This is a genomic window from Marinomonas sp. 63XJN7_7_ISO-PGPR-S23-202 (genome assembly GCF_056173505.1).
Genome location: NZ_CM149677.1, coordinates 4,847,003 through 4,859,932 on the forward strand (window position 1 = coordinate 4,847,003; position 12,930 = coordinate 4,859,932).

Annotated in this window: 12 protein-coding genes; all 12 read right to left on the reverse strand. The window is 45.0% G+C overall.

Features of this window, described 5'->3' with window-relative positions:
- Nucleotides 1-163: 163 nt before the first annotated feature.
- Nucleotides 164-1,585, reverse strand: coding sequence for an aldehyde dehydrogenase family protein (locus AC0VYG_RS22320; protein WP_475430065.1), 1,422 nt, complete (start codon nt 1,583-1,585; stop codon nt 164-166).
- Nucleotides 1,586-1,598: 13 nt separating this feature from the next.
- Nucleotides 1,599-3,041, reverse strand: coding sequence for a flavin-containing monooxygenase (locus AC0VYG_RS22325; RefSeq protein WP_475430066.1), 1,443 nt, complete (start codon nt 3,039-3,041; stop codon nt 1,599-1,601).
- A 10-nt stretch (nt 3,042-3,051) separates the two neighbouring features.
- Nucleotides 3,052-3,810: an SDR family NAD(P)-dependent oxidoreductase gene (locus tag AC0VYG_RS22330; protein WP_475430067.1), complete on the reverse strand. Its 759-nt coding sequence runs from the start codon at nt 3,808-3,810 to the stop codon at nt 3,052-3,054.
- Nucleotides 3,811-3,868: 58 nt separating this feature from the next.
- Complete coding sequence (locus tag AC0VYG_RS22335; protein WP_199478123.1) at nt 3,869-4,831, reverse strand: carbohydrate kinase family protein; 963 nt, start codon at nt 4,829-4,831, stop codon at nt 3,869-3,871.
- 10 nt (nt 4,832-4,841) lie between these two features.
- The gene (locus tag AC0VYG_RS22340; protein WP_475430068.1) at nt 4,842-5,825 is read right to left on the reverse strand and encodes an ABC transporter permease; all 984 of its coding nucleotides are present in this window, start codon (nt 5,823-5,825) and stop codon (nt 4,842-4,844) included.
- A gap of 10 nt (nt 5,826-5,835) precedes the next feature.
- The gene (locus AC0VYG_RS22345) at nt 5,836-6,825 is read right to left on the reverse strand and encodes an ABC transporter permease (protein ID WP_475430069.1); all 990 of its coding nucleotides are present in this window, start codon (nt 6,823-6,825) and stop codon (nt 5,836-5,838) included.
- On the reverse strand, nt 6,822-8,336 hold the full coding sequence (locus AC0VYG_RS22350) for a sugar ABC transporter ATP-binding protein (RefSeq protein WP_475430070.1): 1,515 nt from the start codon (nt 8,334-8,336) through the stop codon (nt 6,822-6,824). The genes AC0VYG_RS22345 and AC0VYG_RS22350 overlap by 4 nt, the downstream gene beginning before the upstream one ends.
- A gap of 92 nt (nt 8,337-8,428) precedes the next feature.
- A complete protein-coding gene (locus tag AC0VYG_RS22355) occupies nt 8,429-9,382 on the reverse strand; it encodes a sugar ABC transporter substrate-binding protein (RefSeq protein WP_475430071.1) in 954 nt (317 codons plus the stop codon).
- 69 nt (nt 9,383-9,451) lie between these two features.
- Nucleotides 9,452-10,108: a class II aldolase/adducin family protein gene (locus AC0VYG_RS22360; protein ID WP_475430072.1), complete on the reverse strand. Its 657-nt coding sequence runs from the start codon at nt 10,106-10,108 to the stop codon at nt 9,452-9,454.
- Nucleotides 10,109-10,122: 14 nt separating this feature from the next.
- The gene (locus AC0VYG_RS22365; protein ID WP_475430073.1) at nt 10,123-10,416 is read right to left on the reverse strand and encodes a hypothetical protein; all 294 of its coding nucleotides are present in this window, start codon (nt 10,414-10,416) and stop codon (nt 10,123-10,125) included.
- A 341-nt stretch (nt 10,417-10,757) separates the two neighbouring features.
- Nucleotides 10,758-11,609, reverse strand: coding sequence for a GntR family transcriptional regulator (locus AC0VYG_RS22370; RefSeq protein ID WP_475430074.1), 852 nt, complete (start codon nt 11,607-11,609; stop codon nt 10,758-10,760).
- Between the two features lie 103 nt (nt 11,610-11,712).
- Entirely contained in the window at nt 11,713-12,930 is a 1,218-nt protein-coding gene (locus AC0VYG_RS22375; RefSeq protein WP_475430075.1) for an MFS transporter, read from the reverse strand.

The window sequence follows — 12,930 nt, forward strand, 5'->3', positions numbered from 1 at the left end:
CTACCTACTATGCCCAAGAATACCTGTCTTAAAGACAAGCAAGGCCAGTGTAAGTTCATCAACATAAGAAGAAAAGAAGTGCTAGATAAAAAAGCCCACCGTAGAGATGGGCAAAACCGCTGGGGGAGGAAACAGTATGCTTGAGAAGTGATTTTTTCAGTGCTTAGCCCCAACCCGCTGTCGATTTAATTTCAAGATAGTCGTGCAGTCCCCATTTACCATGCTCTCGACCATTACCTGATTGTTTATAGCCACCAAAAGGCGCTCTCGCATCCCAGGCTGCATTATTTATCCAAATCGATCCGACTCTTAAACGTCGCGCAATATAGCGTGCTTTTTCTAAGTCAGGACACTGAATGTAGCCAGACAGTCCGTATACCGTATCGTTGGCGATACGAATCGCCTCATCAGTATCTTGATACGAGATTAGCGTTATTACTGGCCCAAAGATTTCTTCACGCTCTATTAACATGCCGGGAACCACATCAGCAAAAACGGTGGGCTTGATATAGTAACCTGAATCCAAACCATCAGGTCGGCCCAGTCCTCCACTAACTAAGGTCGCACCTTCTTCAATGCCAGACTGAATCAAAGACTGTATGCGAGTAAACTGCAGTAGGTTAACAACTGGGCCAAGGCTCACATCTTGTTCTGGATGACCAACCGTATGCGCTTCAGCGGCTTCTTTGGCGTATAGCTTAGCTTGTTCCATTTTGTCAGCCGGGACCAATAAACGCCCCGGCGAACGACAAGCCTGACCACAGTTCACAAAACAAGCCCCGACCCCTTCGAATATCGCCGTTTTTAGGTCGGCTTCTGGGGTGACAATATTAGCCGATTTCCCCCCTAACTCCTGTGCAACTCGTTTTACTGTTTGTGCAGCGGTTGTCGCCACCGCGATACCTGCTCGGGTCGAGCCCGTAATAGATATCATGTCGACATCAGGGTGGGCGGACAAGGCTTCACCAGCAACTTCTCCATAGCCCGTTATGTGGTTATAAACCCCAGCAGGGAATCCCGCTTCTTCAATAAGTTGGGCAAACAAAAGCGAGGATAACGGTGAATACTCCGATGGCTTTGCCACTACTGTACAACCGGCTGCCAAGGCCGGAGCGACCTTGACCACCAACTGATTCATCGGCCAGTTCCAAGGCGTGATCAAACCACATACACCAATTGCCTCGTAAGACAACTGAGTATTGCCTTGCATAGTTTCCAGTTCTAATTCATCCAATGCATCAATCGCAGCTTCAAGATGAGCACGTCCCACCCAAGCCTGAGCATCTTTAGAAAAAGACAATACCGTCCCCATTTCTTTGGTCATCAGCGCAGCAATGTCGTCGTATCGCTCGTTATAGAGTGCTAATAATCGACGCAGAAGCGTCAGTCGTTCTGATTTACTGGTTAATTGCCATGCATCAAACGCCTGTCGTGCGGCTTGAACAGCGGCATTCACATCCTGTTGATTAGCCATCGGAATGTCATAGAGAAAGCTTTCGTCTGCAGGATTAATGAGTTTATGCTTTTCCGTGCCATGCGGTGCTACCCAGTGACCATTAATATAAAATTTGTCGATATTGTTCATAGCAGTTTCCTTTTCAACGCAAAGACGTGGGTTTTAAGCCGAAACGCATCGACTCTTGCTGTAATTGCTCATAGGCATCAGGCATGGCATCTGGCCCCACTAATTTAAAGGTCAAGGCTGTCACCGGATGATCATTAATCAGTGTTGCCACTTGTTCAGAGACTTTTCCTTCAGGGTCGGAACCATTCAGGCGAGCAAATTTAATCGTTTGCACGTGTTGATATAAATCTTTACCTTTCGAGTTCACACTGTCTTTGCAAGCGGAACGGAGGGTCTCTTCATCTTGAGGATTCAATCCACTCCAACTGTAGGCAAGATATCTGGCCTGCTGTTCAAGCACGGGTAAGTAAGGGCCAATTTGCCCCCATAGGCCCATGAATGCTAAGTTCGGTACATCGGGATGGAAGGTATGGTTTGCTAAGGTAATGTGTTTACTGGACAGTTCTAGCTGCTGCCGTAATTCCGTACTTAGAAATGGCAAGTTCAACTTATAACCCGTGCCAAAGATAATGCCGTCAAACTCTGCTTGACTACCGTCCGTGAAATGGACGACTCGGCCTTCCACTCTGGCGATCCAAGGTTTGCAAGTAATCCTACTTTCTGCGATCAAATGCAAAAAATGCTGACTGCCCGTAGTACCAGCAACACAAACATCTTCATCAGGCTCTGGCGCACCATACCAAGCAGGGTTACCAGAGTATTTCAGTATAAATTCACGGGTCTCTGCGGCCCACGCTTCAGCACTTGCCTGTTCTTGCCAAAGTGCCGCACGACGAGTAAAGGCAAAACACTCAGTAGGCGTTCCCGTAATCAACTTAGGCATGACATAGCGCTGGCGGCGCATGGTCGTTGTCACACTTTCAGTCCCCAGCATGGCTAAATCTGACGCAATTTCTAACGAAGAGATATTGCCTCCAGCCACCAGTACTTTTTTCCCTCGGTAGCGCTCTGGGTCGTCATAATGAAACGCGTGAATCACACCACAATCCCCTGAAAATTCAGCTAATCCCTCAATATTGGGGATGTCAGGATTGTTATAAGCCCCTGTTGCAATCACCACTTTATCAAAGGTCTTCTGTTCCACTTCACCATCATGATCGAGTTCAAGATGCCATGTACTATTCACTCGAAATAACGATGTAAGGCGCGTATTGGTGTGAACCACGCCGGCTAAATCAAATACGTCCAAATACTCTTTTAAGTATTGCTGGATATCAGTGTTTTTCGGAAACAGGGCAATATCGTCTCCATGATCAAGATCAGAAAAACGCGTCACCATTCTCGCTGTATTAGTGCGCATTTGAGGCCACACACCGGAATTAGGGTTCATACAGGCCCACTGTCCACCAACTTCACTATAGCTTTCATAAATCACCGGGGCGAAACCTTGAGATTTCAAATAGCGAGCAGCCGCGATGCCACTTGGGCCTCCCCCAATAATTGCTACCGATTCCATAATGACCTCCTTAGTGAAAGTAAATCCCACCGCAAACATTCAGTGCTTGCCCAGTCACAAAAGAGCTTAGATCAGAGGCAAAAAATACCGCTGGGCCAACAATATCACTTGGCTCACCAAGGCGTTTAAGTGCTGCGACCTCCTTCCAATGATTAATCGCCTCCTCAGACCCCAGATTATTCTTACCCATTTCCGTTAAAATGATACCTGGGCAAATAGCATTGACGGTTATACCGTCCATGCCCGTTTCTTGAGCATAAACACGAGTTAAGGTGACCGCTGTCGCTTTTGTTGCAGCATAATGCCCTTGTGTTGGCACACCTTGTCGAGCCGCAATCGACGCAATATTGATAATCCGTCCATTCTTCCGTTGTCGCATCTGAGGCAAAACCGCATTGGTCACAAACAATAGGCCTTTGCCGTTAACAGCAAAATGCGCGTCCCAATCGCTTTCGCTAAGCTCTTCCAACAATGATGGTTTAAGAATGCCAGCATTATTCACCAACACATCAATATGCCCTGCCTGCTTCGTCGCTTGGGCCACCATGTTCTCCACTGCACTCTTATCAGTAATATCAACGCCAAATAGCCAACATTTACGACCTAGCTTTTCGATCGCAGACTGGACTTCACTTAAGCCTTTTGATTCACGCGGCAAATCGCAAATAACCACATCTGCCCCATGCTGAGCGACCCCTTCCGCAAGCGCTCGGCCTATTCCTCGACTGGCCCCTGTCACCAAAATGACTTTATTTGTTAAATCAGACATAACGAACCTCTTATTCTTGTTTTAAAAGTAGTCAACATTTAGTGCGATTCTGGTATTGCTAACACGGCGCTTTAAGTGTTTTTAACGGCCAGCTATTCATTGCATGCAAAGTATCGTCAAAAGAAATCAGCTTGCCATCAGAGCCCAGCCCCATCGCCACTTTGGCCGCTACGGCACCAGCAAAACGGACACTCTCTTGCAGCGTCCAGCCTTTGGCTAATCCCACGATGACACCTGCGGAAAAACTATCGCCACACCCCGTGGTATCCACAACCTCAATGTCATGAGCCGCTAAGGAAAAGGGCAAACCTTGGTCTGGATCGACATATACGCCTTCCGACCCCATAGTTAAAATGACATTCTTCACGCCTCGTTCTTTAAACCACCTAGCAACCTCAATAGGCGATGCCAAGCCAGCCATAGCCGAGGCTTCTTCTATAGAAGGAATGAAATAATCAATATAAGAAAGTAAGGGGAGAACCAGTGCGGTGGTTTCCGGTGTCGCTTGGATTAAATCGAATGTGGTGATACGGCCAAGTGCTTTCGCTTTTTGCATAAAATTCAACGTGTTGACGCCATCGAATGTTTGCAGTAACCCTGTACCACCAATATGAATAATGTTAGCGTCCAGCGCCGCTTCCATATCTTCTTCAGCCACATCAAACGTTGCCGCAGTTCCAGGTACATGTAATGCTGGACGCTCACCATTCGGCCGAACCGGTAAAATGGTTGCGGATGTTTGTACGCTGTCGTCACGTCGAACCAATGCTGTATCAAGACCAAACAGGTTCATCTTATTGATCAAGAAATCGCCCATTTCGTCGGTACCAACGGTACTCACCATGCGCGTATTTAACCCCAAAATGGCACAGTCAACAGCGGTCGCGGCGGCGGTCCCTGCCACGGTCATTCGTATTTGCTCGATAAAATCAGCGTGTCCACCTTCGGGAATACGACTCACTGGGTAGCCTAAAATATCAAGAACAGCAAAACCCACAGAACTCACATCAAAACTTGGCATTTTATTCCCCTTATTCCGTACGTTTACGAAGACCAAAAGACAGTCCCAGCACGATGAAGACCAGTACACCGATGCCCACTTGTTGCCAGAAGAAATTCCAGCCAACCAGTAACAACCCATTTCTCAACATTGCCAAAAGCAACACACCTAAAATCGTTCCGAAGACAGAAGGCTTGCGCTCCTTACTAATCGCAGTTCCGATAAAGGTAGCCCCAATAGCATCAAGCAAAAACGCGTCGCCAGCCAACGGGACATAAGAACGCACCGTCGAAGAGAGCAAAATCCCTGCAATACCGCAAAGTACAGAACATGAGACAAACACTAAGGTAAGTTGCAGCGGCACACGAATACCTGAATATTTGGCCACACCCGCTTGAGCCCCTAAGGCATTCACATAACGACCAAACTTCCCTCTGTGTAACGCTAAATACACTGCCACAATACAGGCGACAAGCACCCAAACAGGTGTTGGAATACCAAACAAAGACGTACCAGTAATCGCGTCAAACGGTGCCGAAAAAGCGCCTGTTGTCAGATAGATGGGGGATCCGCCATGTGTGGCTAGTTGCTGTACGGACTTACCAATAAACAACACACCTAATGTCGCTAAGAAAGGGTCGATTTTGAGTTTATTTATCAACAGGGAATTGGTTAGCCCGACACAAGCCGCTATCAAAATGCCGACAATGACAGCCAAGACGGCGTTAAAACCAGCTCCAATCATCATGATAAATGCCATTGAAGCAAGGTCAATGGAAACACCCACCGACAAGTCAATGCCACCAGCAGCAATCACAATAGTCATTCCCAATGATACGATAGCTAGCAGCACCACTTTATTGGCGATCAAATTCGCAAAGTTATCAATGCTTAAAAAACCATTAGCCACCACTGAAAACACAACAAATATACAAATAAAAGCGACATAAACAGCATAATTTGAAAGCAACTCTACTGAGAGTTTTGGGGCAAAATTCTTATTATTAACAGTCATATTGTTTCCCCTATGATTTTTTAGCAAATGAAGTCATGGCGACCACCACCAGAATAAGGGCGCCCTGAACGCCGCTCACCCAATAGGAAGAAATCCCCAAAAGTTGGAAGCCATTCGATAAAGCACCAATGAAAAGCACTGCTAATAAAGTACCGCCAATGGTAGGTACAAAGCGTCTTGAAAACACTGTGCCCAACAATGCGGCAGCCAATACAGGAAGCAATAACAAACCAGTCCCTGGCGTTGAGGAACTTAATCGCGAGACAATTAATATCGAGGCGGCACCGGCCGCAAACCCAGAGAACAAATAACTTCCATATATGTAGCGACCAGTATGAATTCCCACGGATTTTGCGGCTTCGAGGTTTCCCCCAACCGAGTAGAGTCGCAACCCCAAAGGACTAAAATGAATAATGCAAACCATCAAAATGGAGCCAATAATGAGACACCAAGCTAACGCACTAATCCCCAGAAATTTATCAAAAGCAAGCATATCTAAAACAGGAGAAGAGGCTCCAATAACGGTATTTTGCGTGACGACCAGCTCTAAACCTGCGGCGATATTCATAACTGCAAGCGTACTTAATAACGGCATAATACGCAGTGTCACCACCGCAAAACCATTCAGAAAGCCGATGCCCAGCCCTGTTACAATGGCTGCCGGAATCGCGACACTATCACCATATCCCCCTTCTAATAGCACGGCGTAAACAGCAGTACACAACCCAGCATTCGCAGCGATAGAAAGATCAATACCTCCTTTTTGTACATCCGTACCCGTACCAATAAACACCACGGTAATACCAAAAGCTAAAAAGCCTAGAATCGCAGATTGCTCAACAATGTTTAGAATGTTGTAACTAGACGTAAACCCTCTCGCCGTTGCGGCAAAAAAGATCATGATGCCTAGAAAGGCGGCAAATGCGCCCAACCGTATCGCCATTTTTTGTAGGGTATATCCATTTGAACTCGTGTCAGTTTTATCGGTTTGGAGTTTCATAGGGCACTCCTATTTATGGTTATTTTTTTACCGGATACAGCGGCAAGTAGTTGCTCAGCATCAATCTCTCCACCCTTGTATTCACCAATCATTTCACCTTTATAAATCACCAAAATGCGATCACACATTTCAGCCACTTCTTCAAAGTCTGATGAGACAAAAACAATGGCTTTTCCCTCTGAAGCTAAACGATTAATCAAACCATAAATTTCAATCTTAGAACCAACATCAACGGCTACAGTCGGCTCATCTAATAAGTAGACTCGGCTATCACAAGATAACCATTTTGCTACAACCACTTTCTGTTGATTCCCACCAGAAAGATTACTCACCAACATATTTCCACTTGGCGTTTTGATACCCAACTCTTCAATTAAAGCATTAACCGACTGAGCCTCTTGCCGTCGATTAATAAAACCACCCTTAGAGATGTTGTTCACTGAGGCTAATGAGATGTTTTCAGCAATGGAAAGACTAACCGCAACACCGTGAGCTCGCCGATCTTCAGGTATCATAGCAATGCCATTTTCAACAGCATTAACCGAGCTATTTAACTGATGAGTCGTTCCATCTATAGCGATTGAACCACTGTCAGGAGGTGTTAAGCCAAATAAGCTCTGTAATACTTCTTTATCACCAGAACCTAATAATCCTGCAATGCCAACAATTTCCCCAGCTCCCACGTTAAAAGACACATCTTGATAATGTTTTTTGAGGCATAAGTTGTTCACTTCCAAGACAGGAGACCCTACTTTAATGTTTCGTTTAGGGTACATTTCTGAGGTATCCCGATTAGTCATCATAGTAACGATTCTTTCAATGCCCACTTGTTTAGGAGAGACTTGTCCCACATTTTCACCATTACGTAGCACGGTCACCGTGTCACAAATATTTTCAATCTCTGACATGTAGTGGGAAATGAAAACAATGGCGATACCCTCTTCTTTAAGACGACGTAATACCGTAAATAAGCGATCCACTTCTTTCGTCACCAACGCGGCGGTTGGCTCATCAAGCACCAGTACTTTGGCCTGTTGGCTCAATGATCGGGTAATCTGCACAATTTTTTGTTGTGCTGTAGAAAGGTCAGCAATCAACGTACTAGGATCGAGATCCAAATCGAAATACTGCTTTAACAGCTCAGCGGCTTGAGCATTCATTTTGCGATGATTGATGAAAGGACCAAATCTTGGTTCGTTACGCAAGAAAATCGCTTCTGCAACTGTGGCGGTGCTTACTAATAAACGATCTTGGTGGATAAAATGAACGCCGCACTCTTCAATCGATTTCGGTGTAATACTTTTTAGTTCTTTCCCACCAACAAACACGGAACCCTCATCGTGACGATAGATCCCCGCCAACACTTTAATAATAGTGGACTTACCCGCGCCATTTTGCCCAACAATGCCATGGATAGTGCCATACTCAATAATCAGTGATGCCTGATTTAGCGCTTTGACTGGCCCAAATACCTTGGATACACTTCGCATTTCTACTGCGATTGAATTCATGTGCTTCCCCCTAGAAATCAGCGATTAAACATGACTCGATATCCTCCAGGCATGTTTAATCAAACGGCTATTCTGTTGCGGACTCAGTCACGCTATTTTTTGCCAGCTTTTGTAATTAATACGGATGGCACCAAAGTGAATGAAGGGACTGAGCCACCATTCAGATAGGTGGCAACGTTTTTAGCGGCTTGCTTACCGATTTCATAGGGTTGTTGAGCGACCACGGCTGCTGCGGGTGATTTTGGATTGCGCACCATGGCCACATACTCAGGACTGCCATCTATTCCATAAGTTTTTACATCCGTGCGTTTAGCCGCTTCAATTGCCTGAGTGGCACCAATCATAGGCACATCCCAGCAAGCAACAACCGCTTTTAGTCCAGAGCCAGGGCCATACTTAGTCAGCATATCCGACATATCAGAATAAGCTTGCTGCACTGTGTTTGGGATAACATCGCGTAACTCTGGCTTGATAATTTTGATGCCAGGGTACGACTTAAATACATAACGAATTTCATCTAAACGAATCTTGCAAACAGGTACAGACGAAAAACCATTAAACATCACAACCTTACCGACGCCATGCATGTCCTTCACCATTTGCAGAGCCAGTTCAGAACCAATACTGTAATTATTCGAAGTCGTATTATTGATCGCATAAGGCGTTTCCGTATCGATAGTAAACAACGGAATACCGGCTTGCTTAATTCGCTTCAACCATGGATTAAGCACCTTCAGGTTACCCAATTGTTCAATAATGGCATCGGGACGTTGCGCAATCAGAGTTTGAATCTGACTGACCTGAGTCTGGTCGTTACGATTCGCATCCAATGCAATCACCTTTGCTCCTAATGCTTTTAATTCATTGATCTGACCTTGATAGGCTTTTAGATCAAAGTCATGATCAGTACCAATAATCGTAACGCCCACGGTTTTACCAGATAACGGCAGCTTATCTGCCGCCATTGCGTAGGAGCTTGCTGCTAAAGCAAGGGAGAAAATAGCAGTGGTTATCATTGTGCGATTTTTGTTTTTATTTGATTGCATCTTGATTGTCCTATGTTGTGGATAAATGCTGGTTCAGCAACAAATGCGACTCAGCCAATTTCACTATCATCAGTCCGCATGACCATAACCAGACATACGATTGATGACAGTCTGAATTTCTTCTTCTGATAACAAAGGCGGCTCCCCCATGGGCAAGCAACCTAAATACTGTTTCGCGAGCGTCTCTACTTCTACGGCCAACCACATGGCTTTATCTAATGATGTCGCCGTGGCAATCATTCCATGGTGGGCAAGTAAGCAAGCGGAACGCCCTTCTAAGGCTTTCAATGCATTTTTTGATAACTGGCTTACTCCATAGGTTGCATATGGCGCGCAGCGAATGTCATGGCCACCACAGACAGCGACCATGTAATGAATGGCCGGAATGCCTTTTTCCATAATGGATAAGGTTGTGCAGGCGGTAGGATGAGCATGGACGACCGCGTTGGATTCCGTCTTATGTCTCATGATTTCCATATGGAAATTCCACTCAGAGGAAGGCGTTCTGGTGCCAATAATCTGTCCGTCGAATCCCATCCAGACAATGTCTTCAGGTGTCATTTTGTTATATGGCATCGACGTCGGTGTGATCAGAATCCCTTCACCGAAACGCACCGAAATATTACCCGACGTTCCTTGGTTAATTTGCGAATCATTCATGGCAATACACGCATCAATAATACTTTGACGTATTTCGATTTCCGTTTGTTCTGTTATGTTTTTCATTATGTCCCTCATGTTTAAAGACAGGTATCAGCGTCGATAAACACGACGGCCCCTGTTAAATAAGTAGATGCATCTGATCCAAGAAATAGAGTCAGCTCAGCGATTTCTGAATAGGATGTAATTCTGATTGAGTATTGATCAAGAAGGGGATGCTTTAGCGATTCTAGAGATGAGTCATTGAGATCCATGAACGCCAAATTAGCGCCGCAAACAGCAAAAGCTTTAGAGGATTCAAGTCTAATACCATTGGCAGCACCGGTAATAGCAACGACTTTTTTTGATAGATCAAAAATATCTGGATAGTTCATGTCGATCTCATTTTTCTATTTATTATTATCAACGAATCACCAATTGAGTCTGAGTTCAGACTGTCTAAAACCACTATAATGTATAAAATTCGACCGTGTCAATCTGGTAATGACCAGAAATTGAATTATTTTTGGTTATTACTAGAAATTAGCTAATATATGAAGAGTAAAAGGCCCGGTTAATCAGCTAAAAATAAAAGTTTAGGCTTGGTAGGAGAGGGAAAGATGCTCTTATATGGAAGTCTAAAATAGTGCTTTTAAGGAATAAAAAAACCTTTGTTTTTCGCTAAAACAAAGGTCATAGATGAGTATGGTAAGACACAGCCATTGTGGTGGAGTATTTAACTAACGTCAGAAGCAGTATTGCTTGTCGACACATGGATACGAGCCACAGCAGAGTTATAGTAAGCCCGATAGAACTCCAATGGCATATCATTCGTGTCATAGGCAATAGATTCGATAGCAATCACTGGTTGATCGCCACTTAAAGCTAGCCTTTCACATACTTCCACCGACGGCATCGCTGCGGTGAACCAACGCTCAGCCCGCTTAGCCACTAAACCATAACGGTCTTTTAAAAGCTGAAACATAGATTTATCTTCTATGTCTAAATTTTCAAAATCAGGCACCTTGTAGCCAGGCAAAGAAATAATGGTATGAGTAATGGGTGCCCCATCCGAATAATAAATTCGCCCAATACGCACCACGGTGCCATCTTTTGGAAGATTAAACACGCGTATTTCAGCATCATCAGCCTGTACTCGATTAAATTCAAATGTCTTCGAGGTAACCTTGTAACCACGGGCTTCTAAATCGGCGTGAACAGACATATTGGACGTCAGGAAGTTCGTTTCCATACGTGGCTGAGCAACAAAAACGCCCGTTCTCGCCACTTTGTAAAGCAACCCTTCTGTCGCTAAGCTTCCTAACGCCATTCTAACCACAGAACGAGAAACACTAAAAATCTCACAAATGGTTTGCTCAGAAGGAAGACGCATATCAGGTAATAAAACCTGACAATGAATTCTGTCTGCTAGCGCGTTTTTAAACTGCACCCACAGAGGAGTATGGGATTTCCGATCAAAAAAAGCACGGTCTTCTGCCATGTGGCGTAATGCTTTCGCTGCGGGACTATTATTGTCATCATTTTTAGGTCGCCCTCTGCTTCGCCGATCCACTTCACTGCCATTCATCTATTTTACTGTCCTTATAACCTATTGAGTTCTTCAATATTTCATTATGCCTGTTTGTTACAATCCAGTAAAAATATGCTTTATATTTTTTATTCAATGCTTTTTACTTAGCTCCTGCCGCTAATCTTCCCGCATCTGGTAGTGTCCGTAATAACCCCATTGCGACAATACCAATCATTGGTCCCGGAACTAATATCAAAAAGACCCATTGCCAACTGCCTAATGCATTCGCCAGAATGGGTAATATGGAAATAGCGACTACGGTAAGAGCAAAGCCAACGCCTAGCTGCAATGCCAATGCGGTACCGACAAAATCCTTATCCGCTAATTCGGTTACGGCGGCCGAAAACTGCGCACTGTCACCAATGATGCTAATTCCCCAAACCACTGCAACGATGGCCAATAGCCAACCTGGCCCATCGAAAACGAACCCCATTAGCAGAGCACAACAACCAGAAACCAACATCATGCCTATTGTGGTATAACAACGACCAAAACGATCTGACAACACTCCACCTAAAACGCACCCAATACTGCCTGATGCCACCACAATAAAACAAAACATGGATGGCGAACCAAAAGGAAAAGATATCAAATGATGGGACGCAGCATTAGCATAGGCTAACAGCCAAGCCCACATGGCATAAAGCTCCCACATGTGACCAAAATACCCCATATTAACCAAAAATAAAGGCTTAGATGTGAAGACTTTCAAACATTGCTTAGGGTCGAATAACGCTTTACCAAACGCATAAGGGCCTTCCCTGACCTTCCAAACAAACAAGATCGCCGCCAATAGCGAGGTTGTCGACGATACTAATACCACCCACTGCCATTGAATATGGTCGGTAACAGCACGAAATAAATGAGGAGCAGATGAACCGATAGTCAGGGCTCCAATCAAAAAACCCAGCGCTAACCCTCTGCCTCTAGTAAACCAAGTTGCCATTAACTTAAGCGCTGCGGGATAAACACCAGCCAAAAACATGCCCGTTAAAAAACGCAATAGGATCGCTATTTCTATCGACGGGTTGGCCAACAACAAACCATTCGCTACCGCCGCCAATAACGCTGATAAGGCCATTAATCGATTCAGGCGAATAATATCCGGCAAATTCACTAAAGAAGCAGATAAGGCTCCTATGACAAACCCCAATTGCACAGCATTGGTTAACCAAGACGCGTCACCATTGGATAAGTGCCACACCTTGACTAATTCAGGAATAATGGCCGTTGCAGAGAACCAAGTTGCCAACACCCCTACCACACCAATACATATCACCATCAGGGCGGACCATCGGCCTGCAGCTTGGTCTGACAT

What these genes read in the sequence shown, in the direction of transcription:
- AC0VYG_RS22320 (WP_475430065.1), bottom strand. Translation starts at nt 1,585, where the DNA reads ATGAACAATATCGACAAATTTTATATTAATGGTCACTGGGTAGCACCG.
- AC0VYG_RS22325 (WP_475430066.1), bottom strand. Translation starts at nt 3,041, where the DNA reads ATGGAATCGGTAGCAATTATTGGGGGAGGCCCAAGTGGCATCGCGGCT.
- AC0VYG_RS22330 (WP_475430067.1), bottom strand. Translation starts at nt 3,810, where the DNA reads ATGTCTGATTTAACAAATAAAGTCATTTTGGTGACAGGGGCCAGTCGA.
- AC0VYG_RS22335 (WP_199478123.1), bottom strand. Translation starts at nt 4,831, where the DNA reads ATGCCAAGTTTTGATGTGAGTTCTGTGGGTTTTGCTGTTCTTGATATT.
- AC0VYG_RS22340 (WP_475430068.1), bottom strand. Translation starts at nt 5,825, where the DNA reads ATGACTGTTAATAATAAGAATTTTGCCCCAAAACTCTCAGTAGAGTTG.
- AC0VYG_RS22345 (WP_475430069.1), bottom strand. Translation starts at nt 6,825, where the DNA reads ATGAAACTCCAAACCGATAAAACTGACACGAGTTCAAATGGATATACC.
- AC0VYG_RS22350 (WP_475430070.1), bottom strand. Translation starts at nt 8,336, where the DNA reads ATGAATTCAATCGCAGTAGAAATGCGAAGTGTATCCAAGGTATTTGGG.
- AC0VYG_RS22355 (WP_475430071.1), bottom strand. Translation starts at nt 9,382, where the DNA reads ATGCAATCAAATAAAAACAAAAATCGCACAATGATAACCACTGCTATT.
- AC0VYG_RS22360 (WP_475430072.1), bottom strand. Translation starts at nt 10,108, where the DNA reads ATGAAAAACATAACAGAACAAACGGAAATCGAAATACGTCAAAGTATT.
- AC0VYG_RS22365 (WP_475430073.1), bottom strand. Translation starts at nt 10,416, where the DNA reads ATGAACTATCCAGATATTTTTGATCTATCAAAAAAAGTCGTTGCTATT.
- AC0VYG_RS22370 (WP_475430074.1), bottom strand. Translation starts at nt 11,609, where the DNA reads ATGAATGGCAGTGAAGTGGATCGGCGAAGCAGAGGGCGACCTAAAAAT.
- AC0VYG_RS22375 (WP_475430075.1), bottom strand. Translation starts at nt 12,930, where the DNA reads ATGTCAGACCAAGCTGCAGGCCGATGGTCCGCCCTGATGGTGATATGT.